Source organism: Ensifer sp. 38_S197, from assembly GCF_056924495.1.
This window is the reverse complement of record NZ_JBXOVZ010000002.1, coordinates 343,856-362,086: the sequence shown is the minus strand read 5'-3', so window position 1 is coordinate 362,086 and position 18,231 is coordinate 343,856. Positions and strand designations below refer to the sequence as shown.

At 63.0% G+C, this 18,231-nt stretch carries 21 protein-coding genes; 10 read left to right on the top strand and 11 right to left on the bottom strand.

Features of this window, described 5'->3' with window-relative positions:
• Positions 1–27 precede the first annotated feature (27 nt).
• Entirely contained in the window at positions 28–804 is a 777-nt protein-coding gene (locus AC1Z3V_RS15050; protein ID WP_429813092.1) for a MetQ/NlpA family ABC transporter substrate-binding protein, read from the top strand.
• A gap of 111 nt (positions 805–915) precedes the next feature.
• Entirely contained in the window at positions 916–1,323 is a 408-nt protein-coding gene (locus tag AC1Z3V_RS15045; RefSeq protein ID WP_483500081.1) for a GFA family protein, read from the top strand.
• Between the two features lie 249 nt (positions 1,324–1,572).
• Here the strand turns inward: AC1Z3V_RS15045 and trhO are convergent, their stop codons facing one another.
• The 3 genes from trhO to AC1Z3V_RS15030 all read right to left on the bottom strand — a co-directional run bounded on the left by trhO (position 1,573) and on the right by AC1Z3V_RS15030 (position 3,993).
• On the bottom strand, positions 1,573–2,517 hold the full coding sequence (gene trhO / locus AC1Z3V_RS15040; protein ID WP_483500079.1) for an oxygen-dependent tRNA uridine(34) hydroxylase TrhO: 945 nt from the start codon (positions 2,515–2,517) through the stop codon (positions 1,573–1,575).
• A gap of 97 nt (positions 2,518–2,614) precedes the next feature.
• Entirely contained in the window at positions 2,615–3,523 is a 909-nt protein-coding gene (locus tag AC1Z3V_RS15035; RefSeq protein ID WP_483500077.1) for a CHAD domain-containing protein, read from the bottom strand.
• Positions 3,520–3,993 (bottom strand): CYTH domain-containing protein, encoded by a 474-nt coding sequence (locus AC1Z3V_RS15030; RefSeq protein WP_483500075.1) that lies wholly within the window; start codon positions 3,991–3,993, stop codon positions 3,520–3,522. Before AC1Z3V_RS15030 ends, AC1Z3V_RS15035 begins: the two co-directional genes overlap by 4 nt.
• 202 nt (positions 3,994–4,195) lie before the next feature.
• Between AC1Z3V_RS15030 and AC1Z3V_RS15025 the strand changes: the two genes are divergently transcribed.
• From AC1Z3V_RS15025 to AC1Z3V_RS15010, 4 genes are all read left to right on the top strand, one after another.
• The gene (locus tag AC1Z3V_RS15025) at positions 4,196–4,834 is read left to right on the top strand and encodes a 2-dehydro-3-deoxy-phosphogluconate aldolase (protein ID WP_247959830.1); all 639 of its coding nucleotides are present in this window, start codon (positions 4,196–4,198) and stop codon (positions 4,832–4,834) included.
• A 206-nt stretch (positions 4,835–5,040) separates the two neighbouring features.
• Positions 5,041–5,754, top strand: a complete 714-nt coding sequence (locus AC1Z3V_RS15020) for a tellurite resistance TerB family protein (protein WP_429813106.1) — start codon at positions 5,041–5,043, stop codon at positions 5,752–5,754.
• 128 nt (positions 5,755–5,882) lie between these two features.
• The gene (locus AC1Z3V_RS15015) at positions 5,883–6,578 is read left to right on the top strand and encodes a GNAT family N-acetyltransferase (protein ID WP_483500073.1); all 696 of its coding nucleotides are present in this window, start codon (positions 5,883–5,885) and stop codon (positions 6,576–6,578) included.
• A 41-nt stretch (positions 6,579–6,619) separates the two neighbouring features.
• Complete coding sequence (locus AC1Z3V_RS15010; protein ID WP_429813110.1) at positions 6,620–6,826, top strand: hypothetical protein; 207 nt, start codon at positions 6,620–6,622, stop codon at positions 6,824–6,826.
• A gap of 181 nt (positions 6,827–7,007) precedes the next feature.
• On the opposite strand, the gene AC1Z3V_RS15005 is transcribed toward AC1Z3V_RS15010, so the two are convergent.
• The 3 genes from AC1Z3V_RS15005 to AC1Z3V_RS14995 all read right to left on the bottom strand — a co-directional run bounded on the left by AC1Z3V_RS15005 (position 7,008) and on the right by AC1Z3V_RS14995 (position 9,708).
• Entirely contained in the window at positions 7,008–8,063 is a 1,056-nt protein-coding gene (locus AC1Z3V_RS15005) for a nickel/cobalt transporter (protein WP_483500071.1), read from the bottom strand.
• Complete coding sequence (locus tag AC1Z3V_RS15000; RefSeq protein ID WP_483500069.1) at positions 8,057–8,701, bottom strand: DUF1007 family protein; 645 nt, start codon at positions 8,699–8,701, stop codon at positions 8,057–8,059. Before AC1Z3V_RS15000 ends, AC1Z3V_RS15005 begins: the two co-directional genes overlap by 7 nt.
• A gap of 113 nt (positions 8,702–8,814) precedes the next feature.
• Positions 8,815–9,708 carry a LysR family transcriptional regulator gene (locus tag AC1Z3V_RS14995; RefSeq protein ID WP_429813118.1) on the bottom strand — a complete coding sequence of 298 codons (894 nt, stop codon included), beginning with the start codon at positions 9,706–9,708 and terminating at the stop codon, positions 8,815–8,817.
• Positions 9,709–10,401: 693 nt separating this feature from the next.
• On the opposite strand from AC1Z3V_RS14995, the gene odc2 reads away from it, so the two are divergent.
• The 3 genes from odc2 (at position 10,402) to AC1Z3V_RS14980 (ending at position 13,045) form a co-directional block, all read left to right on the top strand.
• Positions 10,402–11,541, top strand: coding sequence for an ornithine/lysine decarboxylase (gene odc2 / locus AC1Z3V_RS14990; protein ID WP_429813121.1), 1,140 nt, complete (start codon positions 10,402–10,404; stop codon positions 11,539–11,541).
• Between the two features lie 88 nt (positions 11,542–11,629).
• On the top strand, positions 11,630–12,220 hold the full coding sequence (locus AC1Z3V_RS14985; protein WP_483500066.1) for a GNAT family N-acetyltransferase: 591 nt from the start codon (positions 11,630–11,632) through the stop codon (positions 12,218–12,220).
• 198 nt (positions 12,221–12,418) lie between these two features.
• On the top strand, positions 12,419–13,045 hold the full coding sequence (locus AC1Z3V_RS14980) for a LysE family translocator (protein ID WP_483500065.1): 627 nt from the start codon (positions 12,419–12,421) through the stop codon (positions 13,043–13,045).
• 78 nt (positions 13,046–13,123) lie between these two features.
• On the opposite strand, the gene AC1Z3V_RS14975 is transcribed toward AC1Z3V_RS14980, so the two are convergent.
• Complete coding sequence (locus tag AC1Z3V_RS14975) at positions 13,124–13,759, bottom strand: LysE family translocator (protein ID WP_483500063.1); 636 nt, start codon at positions 13,757–13,759, stop codon at positions 13,124–13,126.
• 277 nt (positions 13,760–14,036) lie between these two features.
• On the opposite strand from AC1Z3V_RS14975, the gene AC1Z3V_RS14970 reads away from it, so the two are divergent.
• Positions 14,037–14,483, top strand: coding sequence for a glyoxalase superfamily protein (locus tag AC1Z3V_RS14970; RefSeq protein ID WP_483500061.1), 447 nt, complete (start codon positions 14,037–14,039; stop codon positions 14,481–14,483).
• Positions 14,484–14,608: 125 nt separating this feature from the next.
• On the opposite strand, the gene AC1Z3V_RS14965 is transcribed toward AC1Z3V_RS14970, so the two are convergent.
• From AC1Z3V_RS14965 to AC1Z3V_RS14950, 4 genes are all read right to left on the bottom strand, one after another.
• Complete coding sequence (locus tag AC1Z3V_RS14965; RefSeq protein ID WP_483500059.1) at positions 14,609–15,100, bottom strand: hypothetical protein; 492 nt, start codon at positions 15,098–15,100, stop codon at positions 14,609–14,611.
• Between the two features lie 110 nt (positions 15,101–15,210).
• Complete coding sequence (cysE, locus tag AC1Z3V_RS14960; RefSeq protein ID WP_483500057.1) at positions 15,211–16,038, bottom strand: serine O-acetyltransferase; 828 nt, start codon at positions 16,036–16,038, stop codon at positions 15,211–15,213.
• Positions 16,039–16,048: 10 nt separating this feature from the next.
• Positions 16,049–17,038 (bottom strand): WD40 repeat domain-containing protein, encoded by a 990-nt coding sequence (locus tag AC1Z3V_RS14955; protein ID WP_483500055.1) that lies wholly within the window; start codon positions 17,036–17,038, stop codon positions 16,049–16,051.
• Positions 17,038–18,144, bottom strand: a complete 1,107-nt coding sequence (locus AC1Z3V_RS14950; RefSeq protein ID WP_429813139.1) for a CobW family GTP-binding protein — start codon at positions 18,142–18,144, stop codon at positions 17,038–17,040. The genes AC1Z3V_RS14955 and AC1Z3V_RS14950 overlap by 1 nt, the downstream gene beginning before the upstream one ends.
• Positions 18,145–18,231: the final 87 nt, after the last annotated feature.

Below are 18,231 nucleotides of genomic sequence, written 5' to 3'. Positions count from 1 at the left end.
GACTTGAACATGAACAAGGAGACATCCATGAAGAAGCTCATCATCGCAGCGGCGATCGCCGCTCTCACGGCCGGCACGGCGCTTGCCGAAACCATCAAGGTCGGCGTAACGCCGGGCGAACATGCCCAGATCATGGAGAAGGTGAAGGAGATCGCGGCACCGAAGGGCCTCGATATCGAGATCCTCGAATTCTCCGACTACGTCGTTCCGAACCAGGCGCTGGCCGATGGCGATCTCAATGCCAACTCGTTCCAGCACCAGCCCTATCTCGACAACCAGATCGCCGATCGCGGCTTTGACATCGTCAGCGTCGGCACCACCATCACCACGCCGATGGGCGTCTATTCGAACAAGGTGAAGAGCCTCGACGAGCTTCAGGACGGCGCGACGATCGCCATCCCGAACGACCCGACCAATGGCGGCCGCGCGCTGCTCGTCCTCGCCTCCAAGGGGCTGATCAAGGTCAAGGAAGAGGCCGGCCTGAAGGTCACTCCGGCCGACATCACCGAAAACCCGAAGAACATCACCTTTGCCGAGCTCGATGCAGCACAGCTTCCGCGCTCGCTGCAGGATGTTGATGCGGCCGTGATCAACACCAACTACGCCATGGAAGCCGGCCTGCACCCGAAGAAGGACGCGATCGCCATCGAAAGCGAGAAGTCGCCCTACGCCAACGTCATTGCCGTGCGCAAGGCCGACAAGGATGCGCCGTGGGTGAAGACGCTGGTCGAATCCTACCATGATGAAAAGGTGAAAGCCTTTATCAACGACACCTTCAAGGGTGCGCTGATCCCGAGCTGGTAAGCTTCTCTCTCAAAAAGAACACGAACCGCGCGCTGCAATCGCGGCGCGCGGTTTTTCTTTGACCGCAAGGCTCGCTTGGCTATCCTCCTGACGCTTCGAGGAGGATGCAACATGAGTGTGATGAACGGCGGCTGCCTCTGCGGCGCAATCCGGTACGAGGCGAAGGGGCAACCCCTCTATTCCGGCTTCTGCCATTGCCGCGATTGCCAGCGCACGACCGGAACGGGTCATTGCTGCTACATGATCTTCGATCGGGCCAACGTTTCGATGTCAGGCACATGCCGCGGCTACGAGACGCGCGCCGAAAACGGCAATCCCTCGATCCGCTATTTCTGCGAAAACTGCGGCAGCCAGATCTTCGGTTCCGGTCCTCCAGGCGATCCGCGCCTGTCGATCTATGCCGGCACGCTCGATGATCCCTCGGTGTTTCAGCCGACCGATGCGATCTTTACCCGCAGCCGGCACGAATGGGACCGCAGCGCGCTGCCGCTCGAGGAATGCGAGGCGTTGCCGGGTTAGGCACAACAGCAAGATTTGCCCCTCACCCTATCCCTCTCCCCGCAAGCGGGGCGAGGGGACGTGCGCAACAGCAGCCGTTGTGCTGGAGCCGCCGGTGCCGGCCGGCCTGAAAGTGGCGGCCCGGAAGTCGGAGATTGATCTGTGGTACGGGGCGGTGCCGCAAGTCCCTTCGCCCCGCTTGCGGGGAGAAGATGCAGGCAGGCGGATGAGGGCCTTCCCCACCGCGCGGATGAGGGGCGAACCCGTCGTTCAGCTTCCCAGGTGACGCTCGCCGCGCTTCTTCGCAAGCTCGATCTGCTTCTGGCGCTGGCGGTAGCGTTCCCGATCTTCGTCAGTGCGGATCTCGTAGCAATGGATGCAGGAGACACCTTCCTCGTGATGGGGCGAGGCGAGATCGGCCGGGGTCAGCGGCTGGCGGCAGGCGTGGCAGAGCGTGTGCTCGCCTTCTTTCAGGCCGTGGGTCACGGAGACGCGTTCGTCGAAAACGAAGCAGGCGCCCTCCCACAGGCTTTCTTCCTGCGGCACCTGTTCGAGATATTTCAGAATGCCGCCCTTGAGATGGTAGACCTCGTCGAAGCCCTGCTCCTTCATGAAGGCGGTCGCCTTCTCGCAGCGGATGCCGCCGGTGCAGTACATGGCGATCTTCGGCTTGTTGTGCAGGCCGGTTTGGTTGCGCACCCAATCCGGAAACTCGCGGAAGGTCTTGGTCTGCGGATCGACCGCGCCCTTGAAGATGCCGATCGCCGTCTCGTAATCGTTGCGTGTATCGATGACGATCGTATCGGGATCGGAGATCAGCGCGTTCCAGTCCTTGGGATCGACATAGGTGCCGACGATCTTGTTGGGGTCGATGTTCTCGACGCCCATGGTGACGATTTCCTTTTTCAGCCGCACCTTCATGCGCAGAAACGGCATCGAAGTCGCCCGGCTTTCCTTGTGCTCCAACGCCGCAAGCTCCGGCTGGGCACGCAAGAGCGCGAGGACGGCGGCGATGCCAGCATCCGTGCCGGCGATGGTGCCGTTGATGCCCTCATGGGCGAGCAGCAGGGTACCCTTGACGCCGTTTTCGTCGCAGACGGCCTGCAGCGGTTCGCGGAATTCGGCGAAGCGCGGGAAGCTTGCGAAATGATAGAGCGCGGCGACGAGGAACTGGCCATGCGTCTGCGGGCGCGGGGTCGTGGAAATGTCGGTCATGGCCGGTGCAAATACAGCTTTCGCGCCGCAAGCGCAATCGCGGTGGCCGAGAGGGGCACTCCTGTCACGCTGCGGACGATCGGCCGGGGCGGCCCTGTTAACGCGCGGCGTCCAGCCAAAGGAGCCGGATCGTCCGGCTCTCTTCGTCGGGCTGCTCCTGGAAGACCGTTGCAGCCAGCTTCAAAGCGTCGCCGCGCAAGATTTCCTGCCTTGCGATGACGGCGGCGATGAGATGGGCCTGGTCCTGGCTGTTGCCGGCGAGGCCCGGCTCCTCGTTGATCAACTGGACCAGGACGGCGAGATCGTTGAGGTGGCCGAGTATGTCGACCAGCATCTTGGCCTCGTTGCGTTTGGCCTGCATGGCCGACCGCCAGGTCTCGCGCATAAGCCCGAGATGCATGCGGTAGTCCTGTGCGCGCTTGCGCAATTCGTGAAACGGGTCCGCCTCCGTGCTCGATCCGCATGCCTCCTTGGCGCGGGCGGCGCGCTTGAGTGTCCGCTGCCAGCCTTTCGTCAACCGGGCCGCCGTCTTGCTGCGGCGGTCGTCGAAAGATACTTGGGCCAGTGCCCCCAGCGCCTGCTCGCAATTGACTAGGGTGCCGGCGACGCGATCCTCGATGTCGATCTCGCGGGCGGCAATATGGTCGCGACGGGTCGTCAGCCGTTCGCAGACATGGGTGAGGGCTCTTTCTTCCTCCTCGCTGCAAGCCCCAGCCCTGAGATAATGGGCGTTTTCGACGAGGGCGGCGGCATCGCGGACGATCGAGAGGTTGCGGGCCATGTCGCGAATGCGCGCGTTTTCGTACTTCTGGAATTGCGGCGCGTCGGCGGCGACGAGCCGGTAGAGCGAGCGCAGGCGCTTGAAGTTCTTGCGGGCGTCATGGATGGCCTCGTGCAGGCCCTGAGGGCGGTCTTCGAGGATCATGACCGCCTCGGTGAGCTGTTCGGCGGCAATGGCACGGAAATCGTCAGTGAACGGCCGTCCGGGCCGGAAGGCGTAGGTCATGACTGGGGTTCCATCAGCCCCTCTGTGGCAAGCGCCTGGTTGGAGTAGCGACGGTCGCCGGTGACTTCGCGACCGATCCAACTGGGCAATGCCGGTATGTCGGTCTCGCGCTTCATCTCCACTTCGGCAACGATCAGGCCCTTGAGCGCGCCTCCGTAGACATCCACTTCCCAGATGAAGCCCTTGTGCGGCACGCGGTAGCGCCGTTTTTCAATGATGATGCCGATCGCCTGAGACAGCATCTCGCGCGCGTCGTCCAAAGGCAAGTCGTATTCATACTCGTTTCTGACGAGCGCCGATTTGCCGATCTTTATGGTGAGGCGGGCCCATTTGTTGCCGTGGATACGCACGCGGAGCGAGCGGTCGTCCATGGTCACGACATAGGCTTGCCTGAGGTCGATGCCTTTGTCCGCATGCTCTCGCCACCCGTCGGAAGCGACCAGAAACTTGCGTTCTATTTCCTTCGCCATGGATAATCCGCCATTTCGATAGGCTCGCCGCCATCAAACTATCGCTTTCGCGCGAGGGCTCAAGTCATCTCTTTGTTGTAGGTAATATTTTATCTTCGACTTTCATGAGAATGCCGCACACTTGTGCCCTTGGGTCTCGACAACCGATGACCGGCGGAGTATGCGGAAGGCATATTCAATCGTTTTAAAAAGGACGATCGGCATGAGCGCGAAAACCGATAGGCTTCTTTCCATCCTCAAATTGCAGCCGGTCGTTCCGGTTCTGGTGATCGACGACGTCGCGACTGCCGTGCCGCTGGCGCGCGCCCTGGTTGCCGGCGGGTTGAAGGCGATCGAGATCACGCTGCGCACGCCGGCTGCGCTCGAAGCGATCAGTGCCGTTGCCCAGGAAGTCGAAGGCGCGGTTGCAGGTGCCGGCACGATCCTCAATGCCGCACAGTTCCAGGCGGCGGTCGAAGCCGGCTCGAAATTCATCGTCAGCCCCGGCACGACGCAGGAACTGATCGACGTCGCCAACGACCACGAAGTGCCGTTGCTGCCGGGTGCCGCCACGGCGAGCGAAGTCATGGGCTTGCGTGAAGAAGGCTACGACGTCATGAAGTTCTTCCCGGCCGAGCAGGCCGGCGGTGCGGCCTATCTCAAGTCGCTGTCCTCGCCGCTTGCCGGCACGCTGTTCTGCCCGACCGGCGGCATTTCGCTTTCGAACGCGCGCGACTATCTGACGCTGCCGAACGTCGTCTGCGTCGGCGGCTCCTGGGTCGCGCCGAAGGATCTGGTCGCCAAGGGCGATTGGGCCGGCATCACCAAGCTTGCGGCCGAAGCCTTCGCGCTCAAAGGCTGAGCGCGACGCCATCGATGTCCAGTTCCGAAGGCCGGGCCGACGCCAGGCCTTTTTCGTTGGCCGCGCATCGACCTTCTCGCCTCTGGCGCGAATTTGTATTTTCCCTGCAACGTTCCTATGTCTCAATCCATTCAGCGATGGGCGCGCGGGCGGCGTTCCCTTTCGCTCGTCCCCGACCGTCCGGAACCGAGAAGGAGCGAAACCCGATGTTCGACGCGAAGAAATTGCTGGATCAGTTTCTGGGATCGCAGGTACCCGGTGCCGGTGGCACGGTGCGCGATCGCGCGACCCAGGTGACGCAGCTTGCCAAGGACAATCCGCTGGCGACCGGCGCCATCGCCGCTGTCCTGCTCGGAACTAAATCGGGTCGCCAGCTTGCCGGCAATGCCGCCGTGCTCGGCGGCCTCGCAGCGATCGCAGGTCTCGGTTACCAGGCCTACAAGAATTATCAGGCCGGCAATACGCCGGGAGGCTCGACGGTTGCCAAGGGCGAACCGGAACTCCTGCCGCCGCCGGCCGATTCCGGCTTCGCGTCTGCGCCGGAGGCCGTCAGCCACGATTTCGCGCTGACGCTGGTGCGCGCCATGATCGCGGCCTCGCGCGCCGATGGCCATATCGATGAGGCCGAACGCCAGCACATCATGGACAAGCTGTCGGTTTCCGGCCTTTCGGCCGATGCCGCCGCCTTCCTGGAGAGCGAGCTTGCCAACCCCGTCGATATCGACGCGATCGTCGGCGCCGCAAAGACCGAGGAAGAGCGTGTCGAGATTTATACCGCATCGCGCCTGACGATCGAGCCGGAGACGCGTGCGGAGCGTGGTTATCTCGACCTGCTCGCCGGGCGCCTCGGACTTCCGGACGCGCTGGTCGATCACATCGAGGCGACGGTATCGGCCGCCAAGGTGCCGGCTACGGCCTAACACATCGGCTGAGCGCTGATGGCTGCATCACCGGTTTGAACAAGGTTCATCGTTCATAACCAGTTTGAATTTGTGTCGGCCGTCACTCTGGCCTATGCCGAAGCGCGAGGGATGAAGGAGGAGCGGCGATGCGTGATCTCAGGAACTGGAAAGGATGCCCGGCGCCGAAGGGCGTCGCGCTCGAAGGGCGCTTCGTCAAGCTCGAGCCTTATGAGCGCGACCGGCATCTGCAGGACCTCTGGGACGGTCTCGGCGGCATGGCGATCAATCCGCTGCTCAGATATTTCACGCAGCCGGATTTTAGGGATATTGAGGAATTCGACGCGTGGCTGACGGCGGCGCAGGAGAAATCCGGTTGGGTCACCGAGGTCTTTCGCGACAAGGCGACCGGCATCGTCGTCGGTATGGCCAACTACATGCGCGCCGATCCTGCCAATGGCGTCGTTGAAGTGGGAGCCGTGGCCCATGGCGCCGCCATGGCGCGCTCGCCGCTCTCGACCGAAGTCCATTACCTGATGGCGAAACACGTCTTCGAGGATCTCGGCTATCGCCGCTACGAATGGAAGTGCCACAGCGAGAACATGGCGAGCCGCAACACGGCGGCGCGCCTCGGCTTCACCTTCGAGGGCATCTTCCGCCAGCACATGATCTCCAAGGGCGAAAACCGCGACACGGCCTGGTTCTCGATGATCGACAGCGAGTGGCCGCTGCTCAATGCCGCATTCGAAACCTGGCTCGCAGTTGATAATTTCGACGAGGATGGTCGCCAGATAAGGCGGCTTGAAGATATACGTGCGGACTTGGAGCGGCTGGCGTCCAAGTAAGCGCCTGACGTTTCGTCGCACCAGACAACAGCAGGGAAATCATGCAGAACAAGGAAAAGTCACCGGCGATCGCCGCTGCGATCATTCTCGTCGTCGCCGGCCTCGGCTTCTTCGTGCTGCCGTCGATCATGCTGAAGCTCGGCGACATCTCGCCCTGGCTGGCCGTCGCCTTCGGCGTGATCTTCGTCCTGGGTTTCTTCCTGCTTTTCTGGCTCCGGGCCCGCTACCAGCGCAAGCGCGGGCTTTGAGGATCGTTTCCTGCCAGAGCATCCCGCTTTCAAATGGCACACTGGAAGCGGAAAGACGGCCTACTGCATGTTTCCTTTAATCGTATCCGATTAAAGGAAACATGCAGTAATTCAAAATGCTACAGCGACCTTTGCGCGTCTGATAAGACGCGCGGCGCTGTAGAAACGAAATGCCGGAGCGTCAGCTCTGTAGGGCCGCGCCGAGAAGCACCAATCCAAGCAACAGAACCAAGGCTGCACCGGCGATCTCGATGCCATGCGAGATCCGGGCGGCGGCGGTGCCGCTCGAAGCGTAGCGGAGCGCAAAGCCTTTGGCGGTCACCGCCATGGTCGCGAGGATCGAGACGGTGATTGCCGTGCCGATCGACATGGCGAAGACGGAGAGAACGCCGCCGAGATAGAGCCCGTTCAGCAGCGCGAAGGAAAGCACGATGAGCGCGCCGGAGCAGGGCCGCAGGCCGACGGCGATGACGGCCGACCAGGCTTCTCGAAGCGCGAAGCGGTCACCCTTCAGCAGCGACGGGTCGGGTGCGTGTGCATGCCCGCAGCTGGCGCAGACTTCGCCCGGGCCATGGCTGTGCCCGTGGTGCTCATCGTGGGTGTGATGATGATGGTGATCGTGATGATGATGGTCGTGATCGTGCGCGAGATGGATATGTCCGCCGCCGGCGACTGAGGCCACGGCGGCCGGACGCAGCATCGACCGCAGCTTGCGCAGGAGCAGCCAGCCGCCGAATGCGGCGATCAAGGCGTAGCTGGCGATCTCCAGCCAACGCGTCGCGGTGGTCATGTTGATCGAAGAACCGCGCAGCAGCAGGTAGACGGCGCCGATCAAAAGGATCGCGACGATCCCCTGCAGGATCGAGGACAGGAAGGAGAGCATCACGCCGCGCTTCAGTTCCGTCTCATTGGCGATCATGTAGGAGGAGATGACCGCCTTGCCGTGGCCGGGGCCCGCGGCGTGCAAAACGCCATAGGTGAAGGAAAGCCCGACCAGCGACCAGAGCTGCCAGGGGTTCTCGCGCATGCCCTTCAGCGCGCTGGTCATCATGCGGTAGAAGCCCTGCTGCTCCATGTTCACCCAGGCGAAGAAGCCGCCAAGCAAACCGGTCGTCTTGAACGCAGGTTCGGCGGTGCCGATGCCGAGCGGCGACTGGGCCGCAGCGAAGGTTGCGGAAAGCGCCGTGACGACGAGCGCCGCGGTGACCAGACGTCCAATGCCGCGGATGTTCAGCATGAGATCTCTATCCTGGTTGCGAAGAGCTTCGACATGTCCGTGCCTGTCGGATCGTTCCAGAAGGCGTCGGTCAGGGTGTTCTTGTTCTCGGCGAGAACCTCGTCGGGGTCGGGGCGGACGACCTTGTGTTCGCAGGCGCTGATCTTGTCGCCGACGACGGTCAGGTCGTTGTCGGTCGGAAAATCCATCGCCGTATACATGGTCGGATCGTAGACGCCGAAGGAAAGCTTGCCCTTGAGCGGCATCGGCTCGGCCGGCTTGACCGCGAACATCATCAAGAGCTGGCCGTCCTTGTAGTCGACGTTGATGCTTTCCGGCTTGTTGACCTTGATGGTTTTGCCGTTGTCGAGGATCGTCGTGTAGTAATTGTACTCGGAGAGCGACTCCAGCACGGTCTGGCCGACTTCCTTTAGCTCGTCCGGATCGAGCATCGCATTCGAGTTCTTGTCGAAATCGAGGACCACGCTCGACGAGAACAGCTCGTCGAACCGCCAGACGTTCCGAAGCTCGCTGACTTCGGCCTTGTCGTCGGAGACCACCTCGAGCCGCGCTTCCGCGAAGATATGCGGATGGGCAAAGGCCAGCGACGGCGCAAGCAGCGTGGCAAGGCCGACCGTGGCGAGGCGCTTGATTCTCATGAGGCGGCAATCCTTTCGGCTGGGGCAACCGCCCCGCGATTCGTTTCCGGCAATGTACCGGAAATGGGACGGAATTGGGACTTTGCCGATCACATCCGCTGCTGGCCTTTCTGTCAGTGCGGCCTGCGGAACCAGGCGTGGAGGAAATCGACCAGGGTCCGGACCTTGGCCGGCAGGTAGCGGCGATGCGGATAGATCGCATAGATGCCGCGGTCGCGCGGCAGGAAATCGTCGAACAACGTCACGAGTTCGCCTGTCGCGATCTTCGGCCGCGCGATGAAGTCCGGAATGACGGCGATGCCCATGCCGGAGACGGCGGCCCGTAAAGCGGCAAGCGGACTGTTGACCTCGATCGGGCCGCTGACTGGAACGGTGAAGGCCGAACCATCGGCCTCGACGAAGCGCCAATTGGAATAGGAACGGCCATTGGTGTCGAGAATGCAGGGGATCTTGGAAAGGTCGGTCGGGTGCTCGATCGGGCCGGATTTATCCAGGAATTCCGGGGCGGTGCAGATCAGCACCTGGAAATCATCGAGCTTGCGCGCGATCAACGTCGAATCCTCCAGCCGCGTGATGCGGATGGCGACGTCGAAACCTTCCTCGACCAGATCGACGAAACGGTCGTCGGAGACGATTTCAAGTGAAAGTTCCGGGTGCTGCTTGCCGAAGTCCACGAGCGACTGGCCGATCTCCGCATCGACGAAGGTGCGCGGTGCGGTGATGCGCAACCGCCCTTTCAGGTCGGAATTGTTGGCGCGCACGAGATCGGCGAGGTTGTCGATCTCCTTCAGGATCTCCGATGCCGTGCGATAATAGGTGTGGCCGGCCTCCGTCAGCGAGAACTGCCGCGTGGTGCGGTTGAGCAGCAGCGCGCCGAGCTCGTCCTCGAGTTCACGCACATATTTCGAAAGCAGCGCCTTCGACTTGCCGACGCGCCTCGCGGCGGCCGAAAACCCCTCGGCGTCCACGACATCGATAAAGGCGCGGATGCGGGTGAGTGTGTCCATGGCGGTCTTTCTTTCTTGCTCTCGGGGCACGTCGCCGATTCGTCGTCGAAGGCTTCTCATTCGCGACGATGCAGGCGCCAGGTTGTCCGTCGCTTGCGTCTGTTGCACCGGCTTCAGCGAACGCTGACGAGCTTCCTATTAACATTAGCCTTTTCAATAGTTTACGCCGGTGATCGATCTGGCGAAGTTCGTTCAATGATAGTGAACACCAGCAATTTTGCCCGTATGGGAAAAAATTCAACTGCCAGTGCGAAAAAACTCTTGATTACGACAAGGTTTTTTCTTACCTACGCCCTTGCCCAAAGTCGCACGTGCCTGTGGGTGTCCGCCGACCCTCGATTAGGTGAGGGTATCGGTAAGGTACCTGGAACTAACCCCTCCAGTCGCTATTCCGGCCAACCGGGAAATGCGAGGACATCTTGAAGCAACGACGGTGCGGGCCTTTCTGGTGTCTGCCGGCTCTCCAACAGCCGGGGTTACTGAAGAGGCACACCTTCATTGCCGGAAGTGCGGTTGGGTTATCCCCTCCAATCCATGGCAGACAAAGCCGAATTGAAGCCTAGGCGGGCTTTGGTTCACCGTTCGCGCATCGAGCGCATGCATGGTTCCGGGGTCTCCACCGGCTGGTTCCAGCGCATGTGCGCGTATGCCCTTTGTCCTCCGTGAAAGCGGAGTATTTTGGATCAGGGGAATATGGCCATGACCACCGCACGCATTATCGACTTCATCAACACCCGACGACCCGAAGGTCCGTGCCTCGTTGTCGACCTCGACGTCGTGCGCGACAACTTCAAGGCCTTCCGCCACGCGCTGCCCGACAGCTCGATCTACTATGCCGTCAAGGCCAACCCGGCGCCGGAAATCCTGCGCCTTCTCGCCGGTCTCGGCTCCTCTTTCGATTGCGCGTCCGTCGCTGAAATCGAAATGGCGCTTGATGCCGGTGCGACCCCGAGCCGCATTTCTTATGGCAACACCATCAAGAAGGAGCGCGACATTGCCCGCGCCCATGCGCTTGGGGTCAACCTGTTCGCGGTCGACAGCCACGAGGAAGTCGAGAAGATTGCGCGTGCAGCCCCCGGCGCCCGCGTGTTCTGCCGCGTGCTGACCAATGGCGAAGGCGCCGAATGGCCGCTGTCGCGCAAGTTCGGCTGCGTCCCGCAGATGGCCGTCGACGTTCTCGTCTACGCCCATCAGCACGGCCTCGTCTCCTACGGCGTCTCGTTCCATGTCGGTTCGCAGATGACGAAGCTCGACGCCTGGGATGCGGCTCTCTCGGATGCCAAGCGCGTCTTCGTTCAGCTTGCCAAGCGCGGCATCGAGCTGAAGATGGTCAACATGGGTGGCGGCTTCCCGACGAAGTACCTGAAGGACGTCCCGACGGCGGAAGCCTACGGCCAGGCGATCTTCGGCGCGCTGAAGAAGCACTTCGGCAACAACATCCCGGAGACCATCATCGAGCCCGGTCGCGGCATGGTCGGCAATGCCGGCGTGATCAAGGCGGAAGTCGTTCTCGTGTCGAAGAAGTCGGACAACGACGCCCATCGCTGGGTGTTCCTCGACATCGGCAAGTTCGGCGGCCTCGCGGAAACCATGGACGAGGCGATCCGCTACCCGATCCGCACGGCGCGCGATGCCGATGATATGGAGCCTTGCGTGCTCGCCGGCCCGACCTGCGATTCGGCCGACGTGCTCTATGAGAAGAACATGTATCCGCTGCCGATCACGCTTTCGATCGGCGACGAGGTTCTGATCGAAGGCACCGGCGCCTATACGACGACCTATTCGGCCGTCGCCTTCAACGGCTTCGAGCCGCTGAAGGCCTATGTGATCTGATCCGGCTTGCTCCCGTCCTGGGACGGGAGCGCCATCTCACAATTTTCGTTCGGTCCGCCTGAAGCGGTTTTGATGACGGGAGGCCCCGATGGCCGCTGTTGTTGACGCCCTGCGCGCATTCTTCGCGCCCACCACATTTGTAATCGATGCCGAAAATCCGGGCGACGTCGTCGCTCGCGAGAACCTGCTCGACCGTGCCATGGGGCCGGAGCGTCGCCGCAAGTCGTCGGAAAAGCTGCGCAGCGGTCGGCTGCCGGCTGAAGGCCTCGCCTTCGTCGCGCGTGACATCGACGGTCACGTGATCGGCACGGTACGTCTCTGGAACGTCGAAGCCGGCGTCAGCCGCGAAGGCCACGCCGTGCCGGCGCTGCTGCTCGGTCCGCTCGCCGTCGATCCGGCGCACGAGGGCAAAGGCATCGGCGGCATGCTGATGCGGGCGGCGATCGAAGAGGCCAAGAACCGCGGCCACGGCGCGATCCTGCTCGTCGGCGATGCGGCCTATTACGAGCGCTTCGGCTTTTTTGCGGGCCGCACCCAGCATCTCGTCATGCCCGGCCCGTTCGAGCGCAATCGGTTCCTGGCGCTCGAGCTCAAGGACAACTGGCTCGAAGGCGCTGCCGGCATGATCGTCGCCAGCGGCCGCAAGCTCGCTATGCCGCCGGTCCGCCGCGCTGCCTGAGCCCCTCTTTCCGCCTCCAACCCTGCGGAGGCGGATCTTTCGCTGCTCCCTCGCTGGTCCGATGCGATCGGTGAGGGGCAGTCGCTCCATGGGGCGGGCGCTCTCTTCCGATGAATTCGTGATCTGCCTTGACAACGCGGCTTCGCTGGCCTGTGCTTGCGCACAAGGCCTCGTTGTACGCGGATGGAAACCTCGCGCATGGATCCGTTCATTCTCGGGGCAGCGACCCTGCTGCCCTTTCTGCTGACATCTTTCATCATCGAACTGACACCGGGACCGAACATGGCCTATCTCGCCATGGTTGCGGCCTCGGAAGGGCGTCGGCCCGGCATCGCGACGGTCGCCGGCGTGGCGCTCGGTCTGGCACTCGTGGGCTTCGCCGCGTCCTTCGGGGTTGCCGAGTTCGTCGGCCAGTCGGACATGCTCTATGCAGCACTTCGCTGGGCCGGGGTCGGCTTCCTGCTCTATCTCGCCTTCGATGCCTGGTACGGCGATGGGGAAGAGGCCGGTCCGAGCGGCAAGCCCGCATCCTTCTATTTCCGGCGCGGCCTGATCACCAATCTGCTCAATCCGAAGGCGGCCCTGTTTTTCGTCACCGTCCTGCCGACCTTCGTTGACGATGCCCGGCCGCTATTGCCACAGAACCTGACGCTTGCGGCAATCTATGTCGGCGTCGCGACCGCGGTGCATGCCGCGATCGTGCTTCTGGCGGGCGCATTGGAGCCGGTCCTGAGTTCCCCCTCACGCGAACGCTTGGTGCGCCGCGGCCTCGCACTGCTGCTGGCGGCGGTAGCGATCTGGTTCGGCTGGTCGACGCGACGCTAGGGTGTCCGGCGAAAAGACTGACTAGAGCAGACGGAGGCAAGCTTGCTGTCGACAAGTGCGGCTTGGCGGAGCCGCATCTCAGGCGGTCGCGCGGCGATAGAGGGCGAGCGAACCGGCGAGGGCCAGTAGCGCGCCGCCGCATAGCCGGTCGAGCCACACGGCGCCGGATTGCTTGAGGAAGGCCGTGGCCTGTGCACCGAGCAGCGCATAACCGAACATCACGGCAAGATCGACCGAGGCAAAGACGAGTGCCAGGATGGCATATTGCGGCGCTTGCGGCGCGGCGGCGTCGATGAACTGCGGCAAGAAGGCGGTGAAGAACAGGTAGCCCTTGGGATTGGTCACCGCGACGAGGAAGCTCTTGAGGAAGATGGCGACAGAGGAAACGGGATGCCCGGAGCCGCTTGCCTCAGTTGCGACCTGGATCGAGCCTTTCGACCGCAACAGCATGATGCCGAGAAAGGCGAGATAGGCCGCACCCAGCCATTTGACGACGGTGAACCAGAATTCGGAGGCGGAGAGGAGCGCCCCAAGACCGAGTGCGACCGCACCGATCAGCACGAAATCGGAGAGGACCGCACCGATCATGCCGGCGGTCGCGCGCCTTACGCCATAGCGCGAGCCGTTGGTGAGTGCGAGCAGGACCGTGGGGCCTGGCGTCGCGATGCCGATGAAGGCAACCAGCGCGAATGCGAATATCGTCATCTCGGTCATGATATCCTCCCTGCGTCTTCCGTGCCGTAGTCGTCCCACAGCTTTTGCGCGTGTGCAATCCTCTTCTGCGCTCGCGTGATCGCCGGTTTTCCGGGCCGAGTTTGACAGCACAGCCGGCATCCCCTATGGAGACGGCAGGGTGAAGGTCCCTGCCGTCCGCGAGCGTCATGCTTTGGTGAAGTCCTTCTTGGAGACACGGTCAGCCGAAACGGCATGCGAACCGGTGGCAATGCGGACCCCATCTCAAGGAATGCATGCCGCTGCAGGAGACCCTCTCATGACGCGCGGATCAACCACGCTTCCCTCACTCGTTGCCCTGAAAGACCAGGCGAAACGCCTGCGCACCCGCCTTGCATCCGAAGGCGAAACCATCGGCCACTCCCGATCGCTCGAGCTGATCGCTGCCCAATACGGCTATCGCGATTGGAACACGCTGCATGCCGCCCTTGGCAACCGGCCGCCCTTCAATCCCTGGATGCTGGGCTCGCGGGTGAAGGGGCGCTATCTCGGCCAGGCCTTCGAAGGCGAGGTCCTGTCGGTGCAGGCGCTGACGGCGCAGCCCGGGCGGTATCGCCTGACGATGAAATTCGACGAACCGGTCGATGTCGTCACCTTCGAGAGCTTTTCCGCTTTTCGCCAGCGGGTGACCGCGACGGTGGACGAGACGGGAAGGACGATCGAAAAAACCTCGAACGGGCTTCCTCAACTTGAACTCGAATGGTGACGCCGCGCTGGCGCGGTCAGGGCAGGCGCGATCCTGCAGGGGCTCGTCGCAGCCGCCTTCATGTACGTGCCCGCCGCGCTGGTGAGAGCCGGATCATCCCGGCTCCCGCTTGAGCTTGGCTGTTGTTACCGATCGCTCCTTGGCAGCAGCGGAAGGGCGATCAGCGCGATGGAACTGAAAACCGCACCCATCACGAAGGTCGCGGCCGCGCCGTATCCGTCCCACAGCAGGCCGGCGGCGAGATTAGCAACGACGACGGCTGCCCCGGTCATCCGGTTGAACAGGCCGAAGGCGCTGCCGCGCAGATCGGCGGGCGCGGTGTCGGTCACAAGCGTCGCGATCGCGACCAATGGGCCGACGAAGTCCCCGACCGTGTCGAGGGACTTGCGCAGCCTGAAACTCGCGCCGTGAATTTCGTCACGGTCGCAACGGCGACGGACAGGCCCTCGATCAGCCCGATCATAGCAGCGGACGCTCCAACCGCTGACGAGGTAGAGCGGCAGCGGCGTTTGGACCATCTCCGAGGAGATATCCATGAGCATGCTGACGAAACCCAGCAGCCACACGGTGGCTGGTATGATGGAGCCTGGCGCGGAGGGCGGGGAGGCGATGCTCATCGGAGGTCCGGATCGAAGCGGTCGAGATTTCTGGTGTCGGTTACTCCAGTTATCTCAGGGCGCACAGAAACGAAAGCGCCGATCCGCAGCGGTACCTCCGGCGTCATGGATCAGACGATCGTCTGGTCCATCTCCGCTGCTGGTACCTCGTCGACGCGGTGAATGCGCACGACGGTTGCCGGGACGCCCGCGACCGTTGTGCGCGGCGGGACGGGTTTCAACACCACACTGCCTGCCGCGATCTTGCTGAATGCGCCGACCTCGATGTTGCCGAGGATCTTGGCGCCGGCGCCGATCATGACGCCGCGGCGGATCTTCGGATGCCGGTCGCCGGTTTCCTTGCCGGTGCCGCCGAGCGTGACGTTCTGAAGGATCGAGACCTGGTCCTCGATGACCGAGGTCTCGCCGATAACGATGCCGGAACCGTGGTCGAGCATGACTGCACGGCCGATCCGGGCGGCCGGGTGGATATCGGGGCCGAAGACGAGCGAGGCGAGGTTCGAGAGCCAGTTGGCGACGTCCCTGCGGCCGTCGATCCAGAGCCGATGGGCGGCACGATAGGCCTGTAGCGCCTGAAAGCCCTTGAGGTTGAGGAGGACATGCAACAGACCCGGGCAGGCCGGATCGCGCTCCATCACCGCCTGAAGGTCCGCCTCGGTGGCGGTGAGAGCGTCGGCGTCCGCTTGGAAAACATCCGAAAGCAACTGTGCCAGCGATCGTTCGTCGACGCGGGCGACGGAAAGCCGATTGGCGAGAACGGCTGCGAGCACCGCCGCATCCGACCGGGCCTCGGTGATCAGCCGCAACGTTTGCGCCATGACCGGTTCGCGCACCGCGAGCGCTCGGGCTTCCGCGCGGATGAGGTTCCAGACCTCGCCGTCCGCCAGCGGCACAACGGTCGAGCCAGCATAGAGTGGAGCTTCGGCGCCTGCGGTCATTGTTCGCCTGTTATCCCGCGATATCGACGACGCCGCAGTCACCCTCGGCCGAACCGAAGGCGAGCTGGCGGCCGTCCTTGTTCCAGGCCATGGCGGTGATGGCGCCCTTGCCCGGGCGGCGCAGCAGCACTTCCTTGCTGTCGGCAAAGCGGGCGCCGAGGATCATGCCGTCCTGATAACCGATGGCGACGATGTCTTCGGCCGGATGACAGCAGACCGAGGTCACCATGATGTCGGCGCGGGTGCCGAGTTCCAGCGGTGCCTTGCCCATCGGTCCATCCTTGCCCTGGAAGGGCCAGACGATGGCCGCCGGCGCACCCGAGGAGGCCAGCCACTTGCCCTTGGCCGACCAGGAGAGCGACTTGACCTTGGCCGGATAGCCGGTCATGCGCATGTGGCGCGCCTCTGTACCGGCCTTGGCATCGAGCTTCCAGCCATGCAGCGCGTTTTCCTGCATCGTCGTCACGAGGAAACGGCCATCGGGCGAGAAGGTCACGCCGGTGTGGGCGCCCTTCCATTCCAGATCGATCGGCTGTCCCGAGGTTCCGACCCAGTGCATCGAGACGCCATTATAACGGGCGACGGCAATGCGCAGACCCTTCGGCGCGAAGGCGAGACCCTCGACGGTGCGCTCCTCGGCGAATTCCTTCGTCGTGCCATCGGCGAGACGCACATGGGTGGACTTGCCATAGGCATAGGCGACGGCGCCTTGCGGGCCCGCGGCAACTTGCGCGATCCACTTGCGTGGTGCTTCGGCGACCAGCGAGGTGGTGCCGTCGGCGGCCGTACGCATCACCTTGCCGTCTTCGCCGCCGGTCAGCAGCGTATCGTTCGCCTCGTCGACGACGAGCGACAGCAGTCCCTCGTGGACCTCCGTCGTCTTGTGGCCGAGGTCGAGGCGGTGAACGGCACCAATGGCTTCGGCGAAGAAGGGGACGCCTTTGAGAAAGGCCACGCCGACGACGTGACCTTCGAGATCGAGAGGAGCGACGGTCGGCATCAGTTCGGCTGCGCCTCGCATGCCTTAAAGGTGCGCTCGAGCTTTTCACGGTCGAGATCGCGGCCGATGAAGACGAGGCGGCTCTCGCGCTTCTCGCCATCCTTCCAGGCGCGCTGGTGGTCGCCCTCGATGATCATGTGCACGCCCTGGACGACGTAACGCTCGGCATCGCCGGCAAAAGCGATGATGCCCTTCAGGCGCAGGATGTTCGGGCCGTCCGTCTGGGTGATCTTCTGGATCCAGGGGAAGAAGCGGTCGGGGTTCATCTCGCCGCCGCGCAGCGAGATCGACTGCACCGTCACGTCGTGGATCGGCGAGGGCGCGTGATCGTGGTGATGATGGTCGTGATCGTGGTCATGATCATGGTGGTGGTGATCGTGATCATGATGGTGGTGATGGTCGTGATCGCAGTCCGGACCACAGACGTGATCATGGTCGTGCTCGTCCTGGTCGAGGAAGTGCGGATCGTTTTCCAGCGCCTTTTCGAGATTGAATGCGCCCTGGTCGAGGACCTTCGCCAAATCGATGTCGGAGCGTTGCGTGCGGTAGATGCGCGCCGAGGGATTGATGACGCGCACGGTCGCTTCGATGCGCTCCAGTTCCTCAGGCGTAACGAGGTCGGTCTTGTTGAGCAGCACGACGTCGGCAAAGGCGATCTGGTCTTCGGCCTCGCGGCTGTCCTTCAGGCGGAGCGGCAGGTGCTTGGCGTCAACGAGTGCAACGACGGCGTCGAGCTCGGTCTTGGCGCGCACGTCGTCGTCCATGAAGAAGGTCTGGGCAACCGGTACCGGATCGGCAAGGCCCGTGGTCTCGACGATGATCGCGTCGAAACGGCCGGGGCGGCGCATCAGGCCCTCCACCACGCGGATCAGATCGCCGCGCACGGTGCAGCAGACGCAACCGTTGTTCATTTCGTAGATTTCCTCGTCGGACTCCACGATCAGGTCGTTGTCGATGCCGATCTCGCCGAACTCGTTGACGATGACAGCGTATTTGCGGCCATGGTTCTCGCTGAGAATGCGGTTCAGGAGCGTCGTCTTGCCGGCGCCGAGATAGCCGGTGAGCACGGTGACGGGGATCGGCTTCTGCGGGGATGTTTCGGTCATGGGAACCTCTGGGATTTCCGGATGCGGCAGGCAGGCATCCATGTCGCGTTTCATATAGGAGATGCAGCGGCGATGCGCAAATGGCGT

What these genes read in the sequence shown, in the direction of transcription:
- AC1Z3V_RS15050 (WP_429813092.1), top strand. Translation starts at nt 28, where the DNA reads ATGAAGAAGCTCATCATCGCAGCGGCGATCGCCGCTCTCACGGCCGGC.
- AC1Z3V_RS15045 (WP_483500081.1), top strand. Translation starts at nt 916, where the DNA reads ATGAGTGTGATGAACGGCGGCTGCCTCTGCGGCGCAATCCGGTACGAG.
- trhO (WP_483500079.1), bottom strand. Translation starts at nt 2,517, where the DNA reads ATGACCGACATTTCCACGACCCCGCGCCCGCAGACGCATGGCCAGTTC.
- AC1Z3V_RS15035 (WP_483500077.1), bottom strand. Translation starts at nt 3,523, where the DNA reads ATGACCTACGCCTTCCGGCCCGGACGGCCGTTCACTGACGATTTCCGT.
- AC1Z3V_RS15030 (WP_483500075.1), bottom strand. Translation starts at nt 3,993, where the DNA reads ATGGCGAAGGAAATAGAACGCAAGTTTCTGGTCGCTTCCGACGGGTGG.
- AC1Z3V_RS15025 (WP_247959830.1), top strand. Translation starts at nt 4,196, where the DNA reads ATGAGCGCGAAAACCGATAGGCTTCTTTCCATCCTCAAATTGCAGCCG.
- AC1Z3V_RS15020 (WP_429813106.1), top strand. Translation starts at nt 5,041, where the DNA reads ATGTTCGACGCGAAGAAATTGCTGGATCAGTTTCTGGGATCGCAGGTA.
- AC1Z3V_RS15015 (WP_483500073.1), top strand. Translation starts at nt 5,883, where the DNA reads ATGCGTGATCTCAGGAACTGGAAAGGATGCCCGGCGCCGAAGGGCGTC.
- AC1Z3V_RS15010 (WP_429813110.1), top strand. Translation starts at nt 6,620, where the DNA reads ATGCAGAACAAGGAAAAGTCACCGGCGATCGCCGCTGCGATCATTCTC.
- AC1Z3V_RS15005 (WP_483500071.1), bottom strand. Translation starts at nt 8,063, where the DNA reads ATGCTGAACATCCGCGGCATTGGACGTCTGGTCACCGCGGCGCTCGTC.
- AC1Z3V_RS15000 (WP_483500069.1), bottom strand. Translation starts at nt 8,701, where the DNA reads ATGAGAATCAAGCGCCTCGCCACGGTCGGCCTTGCCACGCTGCTTGCG.
- AC1Z3V_RS14995 (WP_429813118.1), bottom strand. Translation starts at nt 9,708, where the DNA reads ATGGACACACTCACCCGCATCCGCGCCTTTATCGATGTCGTGGACGCC.
- odc2 (WP_429813121.1), top strand. Translation starts at nt 10,402, where the DNA reads ATGGCCATGACCACCGCACGCATTATCGACTTCATCAACACCCGACGA.
- AC1Z3V_RS14985 (WP_483500066.1), top strand. Translation starts at nt 11,630, where the DNA reads ATGGCCGCTGTTGTTGACGCCCTGCGCGCATTCTTCGCGCCCACCACA.
- AC1Z3V_RS14980 (WP_483500065.1), top strand. Translation starts at nt 12,419, where the DNA reads ATGGATCCGTTCATTCTCGGGGCAGCGACCCTGCTGCCCTTTCTGCTG.
- AC1Z3V_RS14975 (WP_483500063.1), bottom strand. Translation starts at nt 13,759, where the DNA reads ATGACCGAGATGACGATATTCGCATTCGCGCTGGTTGCCTTCATCGGC.
- AC1Z3V_RS14970 (WP_483500061.1), top strand. Translation starts at nt 14,037, where the DNA reads ATGACGCGCGGATCAACCACGCTTCCCTCACTCGTTGCCCTGAAAGAC.
- AC1Z3V_RS14965 (WP_483500059.1), bottom strand. Translation starts at nt 15,100, where the DNA reads ATGAGCATCGCCTCCCCGCCCTCCGCGCCAGGCTCCATCATACCAGCC.
- cysE (WP_483500057.1), bottom strand. Translation starts at nt 16,038, where the DNA reads ATGACCGCAGGCGCCGAAGCTCCACTCTATGCTGGCTCGACCGTTGTG.
- AC1Z3V_RS14955 (WP_483500055.1), bottom strand. Translation starts at nt 17,038, where the DNA reads ATGCCGACCGTCGCTCCTCTCGATCTCGAAGGTCACGTCGTCGGCGTG.
- AC1Z3V_RS14950 (WP_429813139.1), bottom strand. Translation starts at nt 18,144, where the DNA reads ATGACCGAAACATCCCCGCAGAAGCCGATCCCCGTCACCGTGCTCACC.